This is a genomic window from Pseudoalteromonas sp. 3J6 (assembly GCF_903995135.1).
Classification (GTDB): domain Bacteria; phylum Pseudomonadota; class Gammaproteobacteria; order Enterobacterales; family Alteromonadaceae; genus Pseudoalteromonas.
Window position 1 is genome coordinate 3423850 of record NZ_LR877185.1, and the last position, 18816, is coordinate 3442665.

Genomic DNA, 18816 nt, shown 5'->3' on the forward strand with positions numbered 1-18816 from the left:
GCTCGGCTTTAAAATAGGTAACGGTTAACTTAACCTTTGTATTTGCTCATTACTAGCGTGGCATTAGTACCGCCAAAACCAAAGCTGTTAGACATAACCGTGTTTAGTTCAACGTCTTTTGCTTCAGTTACAATATTCAAGCCTGCCGCTTGTTCATCTAACTCATCAATATTGATAGATGGCGCAACAAAACCGTGCTCAAGCATTAATAATGAAAAGATAGCTTCGTGTACACCAGCAGCACCTAGTGCATGGCCTGTCATTGCTTTAGTGGCACTGATCATTGGCGAATTACCACCAAATACTTCTTGAATAGCGCCAAGCTCTTTAACATCACCTACCGGTGTTGATGTACCGTGGGTATTTAAGTAATCAATGCTGTCAACGTTTTGCATAGCTTGACGCATACAACGTGCTGCACCCTCGCCCGATGGGGCAACCATGTCGTATCCGTCAGAGGTTGCGCCGTAACCGGTAATTTCAGCGTAAATATGCGCGCCACGAGCAAGTGCATGTTCAAGTTCTTCAACAACCACAATACCGCCACCGGCTGAAATTACAAAACCATCGCGGTTTGCGTCATAAGTACGTGATGCTTTTTCAGGTGTGTCGTTGTATTTAGTCGAAAGCGCGCCCATAGCGTCAAATTCCATTGCTAACGTCCAGTGAAGCTCTTCACCGCCGCCTGCAAAAATAACGTCTTGCTTGCCTAATTGAATTTGTTCCACCGCGTGGCCAATACAGTGCGCAGAAGTCGCACACGCAGAACTAATTGAATAGTTAACACCTTTAATTTTAAACGGCGTTGCTAAACATGCAGAGGTGGTACTTGCCATAGTACGTGGCACCATGTAGGGGCCAACGCGCTTAACGCCTTTTTCACGTAGAATATCAGCCGCTTCTACTTGCCATTTTGATGAACCACCGCCAGAGCCAACTAATAAACCAGTACGCTCGTTTGATACTTGCTCGTCGCTAAGACCCGCATCTTCAATCGCTTGCGCCATTGAAATATAAGAGTAAGCCGCCGCATCGCCCATAAAGCGCATTGCTTTACGATCAACATGCTCTTTAACATCAATATCAATTTTACCTGATACATTGCTACGCAATTTGTAATCAGCAAATTCTTGATTAAAAGCAATACCACTTTTACCCGCTTTTAGTGACTCTAATACTTCTTGTTTATTATTGCCGATGCTTGATACAACACCGATGCCTGTTATTACGGCTCTTCTCATGGGTAATTCCCTTAGCTTAATACTTAATTGTGTTCTATTTTACGCGAATTTAATCATCTAAGTGGTCAGCTTTCTAGCGTACACTTGTACTCTGAAGCTACAGCTTATAAATAACGCCAGACTATTTCAAAGAAAACACGTAAAATAATTAAAAAATTATCTATAAATTGAATTGGTCATGATAAAAAACGCCCATATACACTTTAACGACTTAGGCACACCAGTTGCCAATGACTTTGACGATGTTTATTTTTCTAATGACGACGGCCTTGCTGAATCGCATTATGTGTTTTATCAACAAAACAGTATAGATACACGGTTACAAAATCATGACCGTGAACACTTTGTTATCGCCGAAACCGGTTTTGGTACTGGGCTTAACTTTTTAAATGCATGGCTGCAGTTTTCTGACCACTTACAGTGCCTACAAGTTCAACATGAACAGCCAAATACAGTCCAGCGATTACATTTTATTTCTTTTGAAAAATATCCACTTAGCGTAAATGATTTAAAACAAGCCTTGCAAGCTTGGCCTAGCTTAAGCCATTTTAGCGACCAACTCGTTACTCACTATCCGATTAATTTAAATGGCTGCCACCGACTTGAATTTGCAAATGGCCGTGTAGTCCTCGACCTCTACTTTGGCGACGTACTGGAATGTATTAATAGCATGAGCTACCCACAAAGCGGACTAGTTGATGCGTGGTTTTTAGATGGCTTTGCGCCAAGTAAAAACCCCGATATGTGGCAGCAAAGTGTATTTAACGCCATGGTCGATATTTCCAGAAGTAATGCCACATTAGCCACGTTTACCGCTGCGGGGTTTGTGCGCAGAGGACTAAACGAGGCAGGCTTTAGCATGCAAAAAGCCAAAGGTTTTGGCCGAAAGCGTGAAATGCTAATTGGCACACTCGCCCAAGCCAACCCAAAACAATCTGCCCCCGCCTATTTTGAGCATCACCCCTCACCGCTTTCAAGTGTGGCTGTTATTGGCGGTGGTATAGCGAGCAGTTGCATCCTTTATAGCCTCGCAAAGCGTGGGATAAAAAGCCACTTATTTTGCCAAGATAAAAAGCCCGCAATGGGGGCATCGCACAATGTACAAGGAGCTGTGTATCCGCACTTACAGGCAAAAAACTCGCCACATAGTGAATTATTTGCCCACAGTTTTTTATACGCAAAGCGGCTTTATAATCAATTACTCAACAATGGCTTTTTGTTTGATCACCAGTGGTGTGGTGTATTACAACATGCAGTAAAACAGCCATTGGCAGATCGCCATCAGAACCTCGCTGATAAACAACTGTGGCCAGAGCAGCTTATGCGAAATGTGACTGCTGATGAGGGGGATGCTATCGCTGGGGTTAAAACAGGTTACTCAGGGGTGTTTTTTGAACAAGGCGGCTGGGTTAATCCCCCGCAGTTAGTTTGTGCAATGTTAGATGCCGCACAGCAATTAAATGCGTTTGAAAGCCTATTTAACTGCCATATTGAGCAATTTAATAAACAACCCGATGGTTGGTACTTAACCACGCAAAAGCAAACATTTGGCCCCTTTAGCGATGTGATTATTTGTACTGGTGAGCACAGTGATGCATTTACGCAAACCAAAACACTTCCCATTGTTGGCGTTCGCGGCCAAGTGTCACATGTTCAGGCAAGCGAGCAATCACGTAAACTTAATACCGTGTTATGTCACAAAGGCTATTTCACTCCCGCTTATTTAGATCATCATTGTATGGGCGCCACCTTTGAAAAAAATAGTAAAAGCCGTGAAGTGACCGAGCAAGACAACCACACTAACCGCGAGCAACTACTAAGTTTTTATAACAACACTGAATTTGCCACTAGCTTAGGCGATATTAGCTCAGCCAAAGCCGCTGTTCGCTGTAGTTTTATTGACCACTTACCAATGGCCGGTGAATGGGTGGAGCAAACTGATTATACACGTGCATTTGCTAATTTACGTTTGGGCAAGCGCTATCAATATCAGTCATTAGAAAAACCACAACAGGGCCTACATATGTTTACCGGCTTTGGCGCGCGAGCATTATGCAGTGCACCGTTATCTGCCGAGCACTTAATTAGTAGTTTAAACAATGAACCTCGCCCACTAAGCGAGCGTGTGAGCCAAGCAATTCACCCAGGACGTTTTATTGTTCGTGACCTTATTCGCAATAAAATTTAAAAGGCAGATCACACTGCTCACACTAAAAAACAAACCTATACTTTAAAAACAAATTATTACCCCCAGCTCTTTAGTACAGTGGATAAAGTTTAAGTCGGCTGTTTTGTCTTATAAAATAAGGAGTATGTGATGAGTAAAACATTAGTAATTGGTGCCAGTGGGCAAATTGGTAAACTAACCACCCAACTATTGCTTGAACACCAACATCCTGTAGTGGCTTTAGTGCGTGACAAAAGCAAATTAGATGACTTAAATAGCGACTATCTAACAATCGTAGAGCAAGATTTAGAAAATGATTTTAGCGATGCGCTGCGCGGTTGCGACCATATCATTTTTGCCGCAGGTTCAGGCGGAAATACCGGTGCAGATAAAACCTTACTTATTGATTTATGGGCTGCAACTAAAGCCATTAATTACGCAAAAGAACATGCAGCCAAACACTTTACTATGGTGAGTTCTATTGGTGCAGACGATCCGGATGCAATCCAAAGCGACTTAAAACCCTATTTAGTAGCTAAGCATATGGCAGATAGGCATTTAATTAATAGCGGGCTCAATTATACTATTGTACGTCCAGGCTCACTCACTAATGAGAATGCCTCAAAACTTATTTCTACCGAACGCCCTAAAGAGCGCGATAAAGCAATCATTAGCCGTGAAAATGTAGCCCATGTTCTATTTACCATTGCCACAGAGCAAGGCAGCAATCGCTGCATATTTGAAGTATTTGATGGCGACAAACCAATAAAAGCCGCTATTAAGTAAACATTACACTCACCCCTTGCCATGCAAGCTGTATGGCAAGCAGAGTCAAAATCACTTTAAAAATAACTCTAAAACGTACCACCGATAACCGCTTAAGTAACTTAATCCCTAACCATGTGCCAATGGCTCCGCTTAAAATCATCGCCAGTGTTAACGGCAACCATTGCCAAAAACTAAAGCCAAGCCCCGCATAAACGACAGCTTTTAAACTATGCTGCAAGGTCATAATACTTGAAAAAGTCGCGGTAAATTTAAGTTTATCGTAATGATTAATATGTAAATAACTCGCTACCAAAGGCCCACTTGCTCCGACAAAAGTCGAGATAAATGCGGTTATTAAGCCCGCTAGTAAGCGCCCTAATCGTGAGTCTTTATTAAATTCAGGAATTGTTCCCCACAATAAATAAATCACAAATAAAGCCACAAACAGCTTCATGCTATCAAGGTTAATATCGCTTACTACTTGGCTTGATAGCCCCGCGCCAATTAATCCACCCAGAGTAAAATACAACAACATCGGCTTATCAAGATGGGCAATACTTAACAACAACCGATTGGCATTAGAGCCCAACTGCACTAAACCATGAACCGGCACCACCACCGCCATAGGCATAACCGACGCCATTACCACCAACAGCATTAAACCACCGCCCGCACCAAAAGCCGCCGATACAAACGAAGTAAACCCCGCCAGTAAAATGAGTAAAAGCGAAATTAAAGGGGAAATGTGTTCAGCTGTAAAAATATCCATATCTATGCCCGCTGTTAATCATTAACTCATAATACAAAAAATAGGCAAGTAAGCGACTAGTTTTTTAGTGGTATGGGGTTCGGGGTCTGTCTCTTATACACATCTCCGCAAGGTTATGATTGCAGGCGCCTCTTTACCACTGGTTATTTATGTATTTTGGCAAGTATTAAGCCAAGGCATAATGAGCCAAGATCAATTACTACTGTCTCTTATACACATCTAGATGTGTATAAGAGACAGGGGTTCGGGGTTCGCAAGATAAACCAAAGCACAATAAATTCAATAATTTCAGCCATAAAAAAACCCGCGACTTGATTGCTCAAGTTGCGGGTTTTTTAGGGTTTTTAAACAAACGAATTTAAAAACCGTTATTGGTGGAGCTGGGGGGATTTGAACCCCCGTCCGAAAAGCCTCGACCGTCGGTACTACATGTTTAGTATTGTCATTTAATTAACCTTTAAATCCCGGACAAACACGGTAGATAAAGGCGAGGCCGCTTAGTTTTAACGCTTCAACCCCGGCCAGGGTTTCCGTCGCGATCAGGTGTTAGGGTGACACTCCAAAATCCAGTCCACAAGAATACATGGAAGGAGCGCTAGCCAGCCTAAGCTGCTAGAGAGTAGTTATCGTCGTTTGCGATTACTTTAAATTGCGGCTTTTTTACGAGGCAAACCGCACCTCGACATGCACCTCGGGCTTCTTGAATTCCGTCGAATCCTAATCAGCCCCTGAATAAGGTTACTCATTCAGAGTGTCCAAGCAGTATAACCGAGTAACCTACGAATACTCAACACCTTAGGCGTTTTATTTTATTGGTTGGTTAATCATGCATCAAACACACATGTAAATGTAAAATATTGGACAATTAAGAAACAATTACTTAACAATGATGGTGCTTTATGCTCAAATGCATGGCTAGACCTTGGTCTAATAAATTATAAAAAATAATAACAGACATATTACCTAGAGGATTTATAAATGTCGGTTTTTTCTTTTAATGAGCAAACGGGGTATATCTCTTTAGTTTCACACCCTCATGTTTCAGGTTTAGCCTCAACAGCAACACAGCTTATTGAATTAATTGGCCAGTCAGAATATTGCGAGTGTGAGGTTATTGCTAGCAATATTGGTAAGCTGTTTGCTCAAAATAACGCCGAAGAAGCCCCCTCTTTAGTAATTGCTCAAGCCATTGATGCAAAGCTAACCATAAACATCGATGAAAAGAATATGCTCGTTGAAGCTACCCTTATTACTGCCAAGGGCGGTAAATTGCTTAGCATGGAACAAGCGATTGAAGAGTTCTCACAAGCAGGGGTTGTAAAAGGCATTAGCTCTCATGCATTAGAACAGTTATTGGCGCAACAGTTCGAAAAACCCCCAGGAAGCACACATTGCGCCGAAGTCGCTTTTGGTCGTGCACCTAAAGTGGGTAACGATGCCAAATTTGTGCGTCTTTGCTGCACAGCGCAAGACCGCGTACTTAGCCCGCAAGCTAAAGGCGGTGGTAAAGTCGATATGAGAAACCTAGGTGATATTATTACCGTAAAACCTGGTTGTGAATTAATGCAGCGTATTCCAGCAACATCGGGGGTTGATGGGTTTACTGTGTTTGGAGATGTACTAACTGCAACCCCTGGCAAAGAACATAAATTACAACCTTTTGACGGCACTAAAATTGCGCCTGACAACCCCAACTTATTAATTGCCGACTGTACTGGCGTACCGGTTGCCCTTCCCCGTGGTATGCGTGTTGATGATGTTTTATGCTTTCACAATATTGACCCAAGTACTGGGCATGTTGAATTTGATGGCAGTATTATAGTCAGTGGTGATATAAAAGATGGCATGCGCGTGACCGCCAGCGGCGATATTACTGTTTTAGGCTTTGTTGAATCGGCGCAGCTCAAAAGTGATAGCGCCATCACAATAGTAAAGGGTGCAATTGGCAGAAAGCGAGAAGCAGATGAGCCATTTACCTGTTCTATTTTAGCTAAACGAACCGTTGCGCTTGGTTACTCTCAATACTGTGACATAAAAACGGATCAAAACTTACTAATAGATCGCCAATCATTACATTGTGACTTGAGTGCTGGAAATTTAATTAGGGTGGGCAGCGCAAAAGATCCTAAAGGGAAAATTATTGGTGGCCATATTCTAGATGCAATGCGCATTGAAACAGGTGAATTGGGCGCACCAGCAGGAACTAAAACCCGTGTTTGCATCGCACAGCGATGGTATGTGCTAAAACAAAAACAAGCGCAAATCACTGACTTTGAAAAAGTTTTAATCGGTAAGTCAATTGAACTACAGCAAGCGCGCCAGCGAATTAATAAACAAGTTGCAAGCGCACAGCGTCAGCAGTTTTTGAATAAAATAACAACGAATGAAGAACACATAGCAAACCGAAGCGCCAGCATCAATCAGCAAAAGCAGTTACTAAGAAAGAAAATGGCGCAGCTTTTAGCGCTCAGTCGCTTAAAAGTTAATGAGCTTATGCACCCTGGGGTAGAGCTTAAAATTGCACGAGAATCAATTAGCTTTTCGCGTAATTACCCACCACATTTAATCACCCACAGTGAAGGTAAAATAACCCAATCGTTTTAATTTCGCTGATTAAAACTGACTCAGCTCAAAAGTGAACATTCACTATTGTGCTAATCTTGGTTGCTTGCTTCGTCTTCGCTTTGTTGTGTTTCGTCTACAGCAAGCGGCCAACCACCTAGTTGCTGCCAACGATTAACAATTAAACAGTACAGTTCAGCAGTACGTTCTGTATCGTACAACGCTGAATGCGCTTGTTTGTTATCAAACTCTATCCCTGCTGCGCGACACGCTTTAGCTAGTACCGTTTGCCCTAATGCCAAACCAGCAAGTGATGTGGTATCAAAACTAACAAACGGATGAAATGGTGTGCGCTTGATATTATTACGCTCAATAGCCGCATTTAAAAAGCCGTGATCAAAAGCGGCATTATGAGCAACCACCACAGAGCGCTGGCACCCTGCGGCTTTTTGCGCTTTGCGCACTACTTTACAAATTTCTTTAATCGCCTCTTCTTCTGGGACTGCCCCTCTCAGTGCTGAAAAAGGCTCAATCCCATTAAACTCAATGGCAGCTTGCTCAATGTTTGCCCCCTCAAACGGTTGCACATGAAAATGAACGGTATGATCGATACTAAGCAGTCCTTCGTCATCCATTTTTAAAACGGATGCTGCAATTTCTAGTAGTGCGTCGGTTTCTTTGTTAAAACCGGCGGTTTCAACATCAATAACCACAGGAAAAAAGCCACGAAAGCGTTGTGCGAAAAGTGTTTGCTCAGTATTTGCCATAGTATTCTTGGTTTATAGGGATTAGCTGTCTATTATGTCAAAATTGATGGCCTGTCGGCTAGGGGATTTATTGATTAATTACAGTTAAACTATAGGCATGTTACTTGCTTTGTAATTAGCGTTTACGCTGAATTATTTGCTGTTGCGTAATATTTTACGGTTTTTGTCACTTTTTTGGCAGAGCTAGATAACTGGAGAATTCTCGATGAAGTGTAAGTTGTTATTTATTAGCCTAGGCATTAGTAGTGTGCTGTATAGTTTGAATACAACTGCAGCAATGCGCCAGTACACGGCTAACCAAGATAATTCAAATTGGAACTTGGTTAAAACAACTCGCTTGCAATGCCAATTAAATCATGAAGTTCCCTACTATGGTGAAGCTGTTTTTAAAGCATCAGCCAGTAAAAACAAAGATCTCACCTTTAATTTAGACATGGTTGTGCGCCCAGAAAATTACGCGATTGCCGGTTTAAAAGCGGTACCACCTAGCTGGCGAGCAGGCCGCCCTGCCCGTGATATTGCTGATATGAAATTACTTAAAAAGTTTGATGGTGAATTAGGCAATAAAACAGCATGGGAAATGCTGACTGAGCTTGAAAAAGGCAACCAACCCACTTTTTACTACCAAGACTGGCAAAATAGTGCCGATAAAATTGCCGTGGGTATGTCTAATGTTAACTTTAAGCAAGCGTATTGGGCATTTTTACAATGCCGAGACGAATTGCTGCCATACAATTTTGAAGATATTTCGTTCACTATAATGAACTATGAATCTAATAGCAGTAAGTTAACTAAGTCATCGCAGCAGCGCCTCGATAAAATTGCTGAGTATTTGAAAAACGACTCCAGTATAGAGTCAATCAGTATTGCATCCTATACCGATAGTTACGGCGGTCGCTGGAATAATCTCGATTTATCTAGAACCCGTGCTAAGGCGATTAAAGATTACATGGTTGGCTTAGGCGTTGATGAAGCTAAAGTGGTTACTGAAGGTTTTGGTGAAAAACGCTTTGTAGACACCAATGACAATATTTTAGGCCGTGATAAAAACCGCCGCTTAGTGATTCAAATAGCAAAAATGTAAGTTTAGCCCCCTCTTTTAATGGCCGAAGGTGTAATTCATAGCACTTTCGGTCAATACCTATCAATTTAATCATGCCTCTATTATGCAAAACTAATAATCTGACTATTTAGTTATTAACATTTAGCTTTTTATTTCTTCATTTGTATTAATAAGTTAAATTTCATTTTTTAATGATTTTGGCTTTTTTAATACAGTTGTAAATAGAAGATTACATTTTATTTTGTCTCTTTTATGACAAAACTATTTAAGTTTTGCACAACTAGTTATATCTTGCGTGTCTCTCACGTTTGATCAGGATCATTAAGTGCTTAAAAATAAAACAATAGGTAGCATGTTAATTGTTGCAGGAACTACCATAGGCGCGGGTATGCTTGCCCTACCAATCGCCTCTGCGGGGCTCGGGTTTAATACGGCAATGGTGTTAATTGTAGGGTGTTGGTTACTAATGACCTACACTGCATTGCTTATGTTGGAGCTGCACCAATATGCCCCTCGCGATGCGACTTTAAATACACTGGCTAAGCTTTGGCTTGGTAAACGTGGCCAGTATGTAGCTAACTTTTCGATGATATTCTTATTTTATGCACTGTGCGCTGCTTACATAGCCGGTGGTGGTGCTCAGCTACAAGAGCGCATTAATACTGGGTTTAATCTTAGCATTGCTCCACAATTAGGCTCCGTTATTTTAGCCGTATTGATTGCAGGTGTGGTGACTTTAGGCACTAGTAAAGTTGATAAGCTTAACCGAGTGCTATTTAGTATAAAAATAGTGGTTTTAGCTAGCTTGTTTTATATGCTAACACCTTATGTACATGGCCAACACTTATTGGAAATGCCTGTTGAGCAGGGGCTGATACTGTCGGCTATCCCGGTGGTATTCACCTCTTTTGGTTTTCATGGCTCAATTCCTTCTATTGTTAAATATGTCGGGCTTGATATAAAAACCTTGCGCAAGGTTATGATTGCAGGCGCCTCTTTACCACTGGTTATTTATGTATTTTGGCAAGTATTAAGCCAAGGCATAATGAGCCAAGATCAATTACTACAAAGCGAAGGGTTAACTGGGTTTGTAGCCAGTGTGGCCAATATTGCCAATAACGCCAATGTTTCTAATGCGGTTAAACTCTTTGCCGACTTAGCTCTAGCAACGTCATTTTTAGGGGTAAGCTTGGGGTTATTTGACTTTTTTGCTGACACATTCAAAAAAGCAGACACGGGGGCTGATAGAATTAAAACAGCACTTATTACTTTTGTTCCTCCTCTTGGATTTGCTTTATTTTACCCGCAAGGCTTTATTATGGCATTAGGCTATGCAGCCATTGCTTTGGTTATATTGGCAGTATTTTTACCTGTTAGCATGGTGTACAAGCAGCGTCAGGGGATTGAAAAAGAAGGCTATAAAGTACGCAGTGGTAATATTGGTTTGGCCATAGCCGCTTTGTGTGGTATTTCAATTATTAGCGCACAATGCCTGCAAATGGCAGGACTTATACCGGCTATAGGCTAGCCCCTATAGTTATTCTAATGTGTGCACCCCAATGATGGTTTTGGGGTGCATACCATTCAAACGTCAATTGTTAACGTTAAAATACTATCGCTTGCCCTCTTCCGCTTTGCTCAGACGCCGCATCTAATTTGCCATCATTATTGATAATCACATGCATATCACCAAAGTGACGCTCATCCACTGTATAACCCATTTTTATTAGCTGTTGCTTTACTGAGGACTCCAAACCCGAGTGCGCTCTAATCACATTTTTAGGCCATAACTGATGGTGAAAACGCGGGCTATTTACTACTTCATTTGCACTCATATTAAATTCAATCGCATTGAGTATTGATTGATACACTGAACTAATAATTGTGGTGCCTCCAGGCGACCCTGTTACCATTTTCACCTTGTTATTACTGAGTAAAATGGTTGGAGTCATAGAGCTTAACATACGTTTATGTGGCTGAATTTCATTCGCTTTTCCGCCAATGGCGCCAAATACATTCATAACCCCGGGTTTAGCGCTAAAGTCATCCATTTCATCATTTAAAATAAAGCCAGCGCCTTCTACGACTACGCCACTACCAAACCCTAAATTGATGGTGGTGGTATTAGCAACAGCATTCCCCATGTTATCAATAATAGAAAAGTGAGTGGTTTGTTCGCTTTCTTTTAAACCCGGTTTAATATTTTCAGTGGTAGAAATGGCCTTTAAATCTATACTATTGCTGCGGCTTTTAAGATAGTTTTCTGCAAGTAACTTAGCTTTAGGCACTTGGTAAAAATCAGGGTCGCCTAAGTATTCTGCCCTATCAGCAAACACTCGCTTACCTATTTCAGCAAGTAAGTGCACATACTCAACTGAATTATGTGATGGTGCAGCTATGGGCCTTTTAAGCTCATACATTTTAAGCCATTGTAATATAGCAATACCGCCGGAGCTTGGTGGCGGTGAAGTAAGCACTTGATAGCCGTTCCAGTTAGCTTTTATAGGAGTACGAGACTTTGCGCGGTAATTTTTTAAATCGTCTTGAGTAATAATACCGCCATGTTGCTCCATAAAGTTTGCGATGATCGTTGCGGTTTCACCTTGATAAAAGCCATCTTGGCCATTATCGCGAATGCGTTTGAGTGTCGCGGCAAGCTCAGGTTGTTTAAAAAGCTTACCTGATGTAGCGCTTGCAAAATAACTGGCAAAATTTACTTTAATGTTTTTATTGTTTAGGTGCTCTATGTAGCCCTTAATTAACTGAGCCAACTTTTCGGGCACCACGAAACCTTGCTCAGCTAATGTAACCGCAGGTTGTACTAAGGTTTTCCAAGGAAGTGTGCCATGCTTCTTATGTGCTAGCCACATACCAGCAACACTCCCAGGTACGCCACTGGCATGAATACCATAAATAGATTTATTAGCAATAACTTGCCCTTGCGCGTCTAAATACATATCACGATGTGCGGCGTTCGGTGCAGTTTCACGGTAATCTATAAAATCACCTTGCCCATCCTTATGAATAAGCATAAACCCACCGCCGCCAATATTACCCGCCTCGGGAAGCGTAACGGCCAATACAAACTGTGCTGCAATGGCTGCATCAACCGCGTTCCCCCCCTGTTCTAACACAGCTTTTGCAGCATGTGCACTAAAAGTGTCAGGCATGGCAACGGCACTCTGTTTAGCCGCTACATTAAAAACACATAACTGTATTACCACAATACTACTGATAATTAGCTTGCTTGGTGAAAAAAGTGCTCCCATCCCATATCCTTAGGTTATTTTTATACATTGATGGCAAACATTAATGCATAGTAACAAACATCAGGTCAATATTTAGATGCTACATTTTTAAGGCTTAGGAAGTTTTAGCTCAACTGCAGGGCTTTGAATAAAGCGCAGCAGTTAAGTTTGAGCCATCATCAGTATGAATATAATAGTGCTGTAGCTGCATACCGAGCTTTTTCATGATGTTAATTGAGCCAACGTTGGCGGTCAGCGCTGTGGCACTGATTGCCTTTACTTGCGACTGTTTTTCAATCGTTGAGCAAATCGCTTGTGCCGCCTCAATTGCATAACCCTTACCCCAACTCGCTCGTTTAAACCGCCAGCCTACTTCAATATCACTAAAGTCAGGCGTATCTGAAAAAAAGCCCATCGGCCGAACAAGCACCCAGCCAATAAAAGTATTACTTTCACGCAGAGTTACTTGCCATAGTCCCCAACCTTGTTGCTCATTGCGATAAGCGAGCATTCTTGGAATGGCTTTCGTTTTTATCTCTTCAAGAGTGGTAGGTTTACCTTGAGTCAAATACTGCATAACGGCTGGGTCTTGATCGAGCTCATATAATTGCTGCCAATCATTTTCGTCCATTAATTTAAAACTTAATCGTGTTGTTACAGCTATGTTCATTTTCATTGTTGTATAGTTACCTCTGAAATATATTTTTCACTAAAGGAGATAGTCAATGAAGAAATTAGCAGGTTTAGCATTATTAGGCACTTTAATTACACTAACAGGGTGTGAAGATGCCAACGAAGTGAAACAAGACGCCAAACAAACGAGCGCTGAAGTTCAAGAAAAGCTAAACGAAACGTGGAACGACGTTAAAGAAAAAACCAATGAGCTTAAAAATGACGAGTCATTAAATGAGCTGCTTGAAGAGAGTAAAGCGATGGGCTTAGACATGTACGATGACGGCAAAGAAGTAGCTGTTGATGCATGGATCAAAAGCAAAGAAGCGGCTGGCGAGCTAACTGAAAAAACTAAGCAAAAAGCACGTGAAATTGCGGCAGAAATTGAGCAAGCACGTGAAGAGCATAAAGAAGGTTAATTATTTTTAACCATAAAAAAAGGTAAGCCATGGCTTACCTTTTTTGTTTTATTTTTAGAGCAAGTTATAGATTATAGTTCAAAGTCTTTTTTGAATTTCAAACCAAACTCACTACGATCATTGCTGCGCATTACGCCAACAAAGCCAGTTTGCTGCAGGCGACCTACATCGTAAACTTCGTTTAATACGTTCTCACCATATAGCGTTACTTCCATATCGCCGTATGGATTAGTGTAAGAAATATTAAAACCAACTAGCTCACGAGAATCAATCGTTTCACTTTTATTGAAAACTGACTGACCTTGCATTTCGCTACGGTACGAGTAGTTTGCATTTAATGCAACAGTGCCACCATTGCTTAAATCAACAAAGTAAGATGGAGCAACCATCACTGTCCAACGAGGTGTCAGTGCTGGTGAGTCACCTTTACCAATACCTTGTACGCCCTCAGCCACTTCTGTAATTTCAGAATCTAAGTAACCTACTGCAGTGCGAATAGTAAAGTCGTCGGTTAGTGCAATTGTGGTTTCAAGCTCAATACCTTGCGCTTTAGACTGGCCTGCATTTTCAACGATAGTTACAAAGCCACCGCCCGCGGTTGGATCTGAGAATGGCAATGCTAAATCAGTGTAGTCAGTAACAAACATTGCAAGCATCATAGATACATTTTCATGTACCTGGCCTTTTAAACCAATCTCGTAGTTAACTGCTTTGGTTTCATCAAACGATACAAACTGATCCGGACCACCAAATGGGCGCGGTGGAAAGCCACCTGTTTGGTAACCTTTTTGCACTTGACCGTAGACATTCATATTATTGCTAAGCTGGTATGAAGCATTAATGTCCCATGTTACTGCATTAAAGTCTGCACTAATGTCCTTTCGCTCAGGGAAGGTTGGGAAAATAGCATTCGCATCTTTTTTATCTTCTGAGTAACGAAGACCACCGCCGATTGTTAAATCATCAGTTAAATCGTAACTACCGTTAATGTAAGCTGCGTATGAGTTTGTTTCTTGATTGATTTCAAAAAAGCCAAAACCACCAAATGACGGAGTAACACCATCATTCAATAGACCATTTGGCGTGTTAAATGGGCTAAATACAAAATCTTCTGAGCGAGTAAAGCCATCTTCATTAAAGAAGTATAAGCCAGAAACAAAGTCCATTTTATCAAACGTGGCGTTTAGCTGAAGTTCAAAAGAGTATTGATCTGCACCGCCTACTTCTGGGAACTCAGATAAGTTAAGTGGTGATGCATCATCATCTAAGCCACCTTCATACTCAGAAGTACGATAGCTTGAAATAAACTTAGCTGTATAAGTGTTATTAATCGCCCAATCAGCTGTAAATGACGTACCCCAACCAGAATATGAAGTTGACTCAATACCGGCAACCGTTGTGCCTAAATCATCAGGGTTTTGAGGAATTAAGTCTTCAGTTAATAATGGGAAATCGCCATTAAAGACATCATTTGAATCTAATGAATCTGTCAGTTCAATAGTATAAGGTGATTGACCTGACTCATTATCAACGCCATCTAGCGAGAAAGTAAACGCTAAATCACTAGTTGCTTCATATTTAAGTGCTATACGACCACTAAACTCTTGCTCTTCACCAATTTCTTTTTCAGGGTTAGCTAAGTTTACTGCCGTACCTACCCCATTACGTTGTTTGTATGACGCACTGGCTGACATGCTTAGATCGTTAGTTAGTGCATTATTAAAGTAAATATCACCCGCAACTCGACCACGACTGCCCACTTTAGCGGTTGTTGTTATAATACCTTCATCACCAGGTTGTTTAGTAATTACGTTTACTGCACCACCTAATGTGTTACGGCCATAAAGTGTGCCTTGTGGCCCACGTAGAACTTCAACTCGCTCTACATTAGGAAGTGATAAGTTAGACCCCATTTGGCGACCTAAGTAAACACCATCTAGGTAAACACCTACGCCTGGATCGGTTGTTATAATGTGATCTTGCAAACCAATACCACGAATAAACACTGAGGCATGTGCAGCATTACCAACACCATAACGAGTAATGTTTAAGTTAGGAACGTATTTACCAATATCTTCTAAGTTACCCATATTGGCTTTATCAATAAGGTTAGCACCTATTGATGTAATCGCAGTTGGAGATTCGAACAAGCTCTCTGTACGTTTACGAGCTGTCACTTCAATTTTTTCAAACGCGTCTTGTTTGGCTGTCGTTTTAGCTTCTTGTGCATATGCGGAAGTTGTTAGGGCTGCAATAACCGCTAAACTTAACTGTGAGAGGGTGCGTAATTTCAAGGTTTTCTCCAAAGGGTATTAATTTAATTATGCGTTATGCTGTGTAAACATAAATTGTAGGCATAAAAAAAGATGCTTTAGATGCATCTTTCCTCTGGGAGTTTATTATATTACAAAAACGCTACAATATGTACATTTAACTTTAGTTTACGTAAAAATTTATTTTTAGCTTTTTAAGCTTAGCCAACTTACCTAAATAGCAATTGCAAATTTAGTTTTAAATTAATACTTTAACATTAATTACCATCAGTATTATTTGTTAATTGAACATGCGCTTTGTTGCGAAAAACACATTAAAGCCATTTAAGGTTATGACAATATCCAAACACCCTTTATATTTAAATATACTGCAGAATCATTTTTAGGTGAAAAGCATGACAAAAAAACAGACCACGCAATCAGCTAACATGTTTTTTAACAACAACCACCATAGTCCATTATTTTTTACTACATTGAATAATGACATATTATTAGTCTGTCATTCAGCACTCAATAGTCTTACAAATTACGAACTTTTGAGCCATTTTATGCATACCAATAATTACCAAGGGTTAGTTATCTTTAATATTCCTAAAAATACTGATGCTGCTTCACTAAAAGAGTGGCCAAATTTGAAAGGCCTTTTCTATCAAGATACCAATGAGGAGCTATTTAACAGGGGATTAGAAGCAATTAAACAAGGGGAATTGTGGTTTCCACGTACCATAAGTGATATTTGGATGCGCCAAATGCTCGATTCTGAGCAAAAGACTGCTTTGCAAACAAATAACCTAACCGATAAAGAAATTAAAGTACTCAACCTACTTTTCAGTGGGCTTCATTCCAGTGCTATTGCTGACAGCTTATTTATAAGTGAAGCTACGGTAAGAGTGCACTTACATAAAATTTATAAAAAAATAGCGGTCAAAAATAAACAGCAGGCAATTCGATGGTGCCAAGATAATCTAAAAAATATGAATTCGCGTTAATAACTAGAAAATAATTACTACTTAATGCCTACTGTAGTAAATATCATCTCATTATAAATAAATCAAACAAGTCAATTAGTTACATTACCTGAAAATAAAAAAACCTTACTTTTCAATCACTGCTATGCCTTTTTGTTGCAAAAAAGCAGTAAAAAGGTCTTAATTTATTAATTTTAATTAGAAAAAAGTTAATACTCATCTTATACTGCAACGGGATACACATGAAATTTAAATAGGAATCACAATGAAAAAACTATCAGTTGCAGTAGCAATTTGTTGCGCACTTGCCACAAGCAATGCGAGTGCTGAAGTTCGTATTAATGGGTTTGCTTCTATTGTCGGTGGTAAGTCACTAGATAGTGATCAAACTTTATATGGATATGATGATGATATTTCATTTAAAAATGAAAGCGTATTTGCACTTCAGCTGACCGCTGACCTGCAAGAGAAGTTATCCGCTACAGCGCAAATAGTAGCTCGCGGTGAAAATGATTTTGACGCTGATTTTGAATGGGCATACATAACATACGAGTTCTCTGATGAGCTACAATTAAGCGCCGGTAAAATGCGCGCACCATTTTTTCGCTATTCTGACTTTTTAGATGTTGGCTATGCCTATCGCTGGGTTCGTCCACCACAATCCGTTTACAGACTGCCATTTTCAACCTATGAAGGGTTGAGTTTGTTATACACTTCACAATTAGGTGAGTGGGATTCAACTTTACAGGTTATCTACGGTGGTTTTGAAGGTGATGTAGTAGCAGTTACTTATAACGACCAAGCAGAGTTAGATGATGTAGCAGGTATTAACTGGACACTCTCTTATGATTGGTTTAGTGCTCGTGCAGCTTACCTTGTAACTGATACTACGATGAAACTTGGGCAAAAAGATGAGAATGATCTAGCGGGGGTTCAAATAAACGCCCTAGAAAATATATTGCGCCAAAATGGATTAACGACTCAAGCTGACGATATTTCAATAAATGAAGATGATAGCTACTTCTTAGGTTTTGGCATTTCAATAGATTACAACAATATTCTATTTGATGCTGAATATACCGAATTTGAAGTTAAAGACAGTATATTAGCTAAGCAATCTCAATATTACGCTTCTATTGGGTATCGTATGGATAATGTCATAGCTCACTTTACTTATGAAGATAATGACGACAAGCATGACTCATCAAGGTTTAATGCTATAGAGTCAGTGCCGACTCTAAATGCAGCCATAAATGGAGCCTTGGAAGGTACTCGTGCCCAAAGTAATGTATACACCATTGGTGCTCGCTATGACTTCCACCCAATGGCAGCATTAAAAGTAGATTTTAGTCGCTTTGAAAACGACATATCAAATACTGAAACTGATGTTATCGCCGTTGGCGTTGATTTAGTATTTTAATTGGAGCGAACCATGAAAAAATTAATTTTAGCCAGTATGCTAACACTTTGTAGTTCAGCAGTATTTGCTGACGTTGCTGTAATTGTAAATCCAGCTAATGCTAATGCATTAAGCCAAGAAGATATTAAAAAAATATACCTTGGCAAGAGCAAATCGTTTGCTGATGGTACCAAAGTAAACCCTGTTAACCAAAATGGTACTGCAGTTGCAGATGAATTTAACGACAAACTTGTTGGTAAATCAGGTAGCCAGTTAAATGCTTATTGGTCAAAGCTGGTTTTTACTGGTAAAGGCACGCCTCCTGGTAAACTTGATAATGACCAAGCTGTGATTGATTTTGTAGCTGCTAATGCAGATGCAATTGGCTATATAGACAGCGCTAAAGTAAGTGATAAAGTAAAAGTAATTACCTCTTTATAATTAGCACTTTCAATTAAAATGAGCAGCTGATGCGACTTAGCTGCTCATTTGACCCGTCC

At 40.4% G+C, this 18816-nt stretch carries 15 protein-coding genes, 1 other RNA gene and 1 pseudogene; 10 read left to right on the plus strand and 7 right to left on the minus strand.

From position 1 onward, the window contains the following. Positions 1-29 precede the first annotated feature (29 nt). On the minus strand, positions 30-1241 hold the full coding sequence (gene fabB / locus P3J6_RS15610) for a beta-ketoacyl-ACP synthase I (RefSeq protein ID WP_010388041.1): 1212 nt from the start codon (positions 1239-1241) through the stop codon (positions 30-32). A 178-nt stretch (positions 1242-1419) separates the two neighbouring features. On the opposite strand from fabB, the gene mnmC reads away from it, so the two are divergent. Together mnmC and P3J6_RS15620 are read left to right on the plus strand one after the other, a co-directional pair. Beyond that, positions 1420-3429: a bifunctional tRNA (5-methylaminomethyl-2-thiouridine)(34)-methyltransferase MnmD/FAD-dependent 5-carboxymethylaminomethyl-2-thiouridine(34) oxidoreductase MnmC gene (gene mnmC, locus P3J6_RS15615; RefSeq protein WP_198523505.1), complete on the plus strand. Its 2010-nt coding sequence runs from the start codon at positions 1420-1422 to the stop codon at positions 3427-3429. Between the two features lie 129 nt (positions 3430-3558). Next, positions 3559-4194, plus strand: coding sequence for an SDR family oxidoreductase (locus tag P3J6_RS15620; RefSeq protein ID WP_198523506.1), 636 nt, complete (start codon positions 3559-3561; stop codon positions 4192-4194). Here the strand turns inward: P3J6_RS15620 and P3J6_RS15625 are convergent. Then, entirely contained in the window at positions 4187-4945 is a 759-nt protein-coding gene (locus P3J6_RS15625; RefSeq protein WP_198523507.1) for a sulfite exporter TauE/SafE family protein, read from the minus strand. The genes P3J6_RS15620 and P3J6_RS15625 overlap by 8 nt on opposite strands. A 103-nt stretch (positions 4946-5048) precedes the next feature. Between P3J6_RS15625 and P3J6_RS15630 the strand changes: the two are divergent. Then, a pseudogene (locus P3J6_RS15630) lies at positions 5049-5153 on the plus strand (aromatic amino acid transport family protein); the annotation flags it as partial. A 164-nt stretch (positions 5154-5317) separates the two neighbouring features. Here the strand turns inward: P3J6_RS15630 and ssrA are convergent. Continuing rightward, positions 5318-5674, minus strand: a transfer-messenger RNA (tmRNA) gene (ssrA, locus tag P3J6_RS15635). A gap of 249 nt (positions 5675-5923) precedes the next feature. Between ssrA and P3J6_RS15640 the strand changes: the two genes are divergently transcribed. Further along, the gene (locus P3J6_RS15640) at positions 5924-7549 is read left to right on the plus strand and encodes a DUF342 domain-containing protein (protein ID WP_198523508.1); all 1626 of its coding nucleotides are present in this window, start codon (positions 5924-5926) and stop codon (positions 7547-7549) included. 50 nt (positions 7550-7599) lie between these two features. Here P3J6_RS15640 and rnt read toward each other — a convergent pair whose 3' ends face one another. Continuing rightward, positions 7600-8274 (minus strand): ribonuclease T, encoded by a 675-nt coding sequence (rnt, locus tag P3J6_RS15645; protein WP_010388028.1) that lies wholly within the window; start codon positions 8272-8274, stop codon positions 7600-7602. 205 nt (positions 8275-8479) lie between these two features. Here rnt and P3J6_RS15650 point away from each other — a divergent pair, with 205 nt between their 5' ends. Both P3J6_RS15650 and P3J6_RS15655 read left to right on the plus strand, forming a co-directional pair. Further along, a complete protein-coding gene (locus tag P3J6_RS15650; RefSeq protein ID WP_198523509.1) occupies positions 8480-9358 on the plus strand; it encodes a flagellar protein MotY in 879 nt (292 codons plus the stop codon). Positions 9359-9662: 304 nt separating this feature from the next. Then, positions 9663-10865 (plus strand): aromatic amino acid transport family protein, encoded by a 1203-nt coding sequence (locus P3J6_RS15655; protein ID WP_198523510.1) that lies wholly within the window; start codon positions 9663-9665, stop codon positions 10863-10865. A gap of 76 nt (positions 10866-10941) precedes the next feature. On the opposite strand, the gene ggt is transcribed toward P3J6_RS15655, so the two are convergent. After that, positions 10942-12606 carry a gamma-glutamyltransferase gene (gene ggt / locus P3J6_RS15660; protein WP_198523511.1) on the minus strand — a complete coding sequence of 555 codons (1665 nt, stop codon included), beginning with the start codon at positions 12604-12606 and terminating at the stop codon, positions 10942-10944. A gap of 109 nt (positions 12607-12715) precedes the next feature. Next, positions 12716-13261 (minus strand): GNAT family N-acetyltransferase, encoded by a 546-nt coding sequence (locus tag P3J6_RS15665; protein ID WP_075169649.1) that lies wholly within the window; start codon positions 13259-13261, stop codon positions 12716-12718. 49 nt (positions 13262-13310) lie between these two features. On the opposite strand from P3J6_RS15665, the gene P3J6_RS15670 reads away from it, so the two are divergent. Next, positions 13311-13676 carry a hypothetical protein gene (locus P3J6_RS15670; RefSeq protein ID WP_010388018.1) on the plus strand — a complete coding sequence of 122 codons (366 nt, stop codon included), beginning with the start codon at positions 13311-13313 and terminating at the stop codon, positions 13674-13676. Between the two features lie 71 nt (positions 13677-13747). Here P3J6_RS15670 and P3J6_RS15675 read toward each other — a convergent pair whose 3' ends face one another. Next, positions 13748-15970, minus strand: coding sequence for a TonB-dependent receptor (locus P3J6_RS15675; RefSeq protein WP_198523512.1), 2223 nt, complete (start codon positions 15968-15970; stop codon positions 13748-13750). A 374-nt stretch (positions 15971-16344) separates the two neighbouring features. Between P3J6_RS15675 and P3J6_RS15680 the strand changes: the two genes are divergently transcribed. The 3 genes from P3J6_RS15680 to P3J6_RS15690 all read left to right on the plus strand — a co-directional run bounded on the left by P3J6_RS15680 (position 16345) and on the right by P3J6_RS15690 (position 18757). Further along, the gene (locus P3J6_RS15680) at positions 16345-16938 is read left to right on the plus strand and encodes a LuxR C-terminal-related transcriptional regulator (RefSeq protein WP_198523513.1); all 594 of its coding nucleotides are present in this window, start codon (positions 16345-16347) and stop codon (positions 16936-16938) included. A 244-nt stretch (positions 16939-17182) separates the two neighbouring features. Continuing rightward, positions 17183-18337: a porin gene (locus tag P3J6_RS15685; protein WP_138608267.1), complete on the plus strand. Its 1155-nt coding sequence runs from the start codon at positions 17183-17185 to the stop codon at positions 18335-18337. A 12-nt stretch (positions 18338-18349) separates the two neighbouring features. Further along, positions 18350-18757 carry a phosphate ABC transporter substrate-binding protein gene (locus P3J6_RS15690; RefSeq protein WP_198523514.1) on the plus strand — a complete coding sequence of 136 codons (408 nt, stop codon included), beginning with the start codon at positions 18350-18352 and terminating at the stop codon, positions 18755-18757. The last annotated feature ends 59 nt before the right edge of the window (positions 18758-18816 follow it).

Excerpts from the sequence above, each read along its gene's own strand:
- fabB (WP_010388041.1), bottom strand. The coding sequence starts at position 1,241 with ATGAGAAGAGCCGTAATAACAGGCATCGGTGTTGTATCAAGCATCGGC.
- mnmC (WP_198523505.1), top strand. The coding sequence starts at position 1,420 with ATGATAAAAAACGCCCATATACACTTTAACGACTTAGGCACACCAGTT.
- P3J6_RS15620 (WP_198523506.1), top strand. The coding sequence starts at position 3,559 with ATGAGTAAAACATTAGTAATTGGTGCCAGTGGGCAAATTGGTAAACTA.
- P3J6_RS15625 (WP_198523507.1), bottom strand. The coding sequence starts at position 4,945 with ATGGATATTTTTACAGCTGAACACATTTCCCCTTTAATTTCGCTTTTA.
- P3J6_RS15640 (WP_198523508.1), top strand. The coding sequence starts at position 5,924 with ATGTCGGTTTTTTCTTTTAATGAGCAAACGGGGTATATCTCTTTAGTT.
- rnt (WP_010388028.1), bottom strand. The coding sequence starts at position 8,274 with ATGGCAAATACTGAGCAAACACTTTTCGCACAACGCTTTCGTGGCTTT.
- P3J6_RS15650 (WP_198523509.1), top strand. The coding sequence starts at position 8,480 with ATGAAGTGTAAGTTGTTATTTATTAGCCTAGGCATTAGTAGTGTGCTG.
- ggt (WP_198523511.1), bottom strand. The coding sequence starts at position 12,606 with ATGGGAGCACTTTTTTCACCAAGCAAGCTAATTATCAGTAGTATTGTG.
- P3J6_RS15665 (WP_075169649.1), bottom strand. The coding sequence starts at position 13,261 with ATGAAAATGAACATAGCTGTAACAACACGATTAAGTTTTAAATTAATG.
- P3J6_RS15670 (WP_010388018.1), top strand. The coding sequence starts at position 13,311 with ATGAAGAAATTAGCAGGTTTAGCATTATTAGGCACTTTAATTACACTA.
- P3J6_RS15680 (WP_198523513.1), top strand. The coding sequence starts at position 16,345 with ATGACAAAAAAACAGACCACGCAATCAGCTAACATGTTTTTTAACAAC.
- P3J6_RS15685 (WP_138608267.1), top strand. The coding sequence starts at position 17,183 with ATGAAAAAACTATCAGTTGCAGTAGCAATTTGTTGCGCACTTGCCACA.
- P3J6_RS15690 (WP_198523514.1), top strand. The coding sequence starts at position 18,350 with ATGAAAAAATTAATTTTAGCCAGTATGCTAACACTTTGTAGTTCAGCA.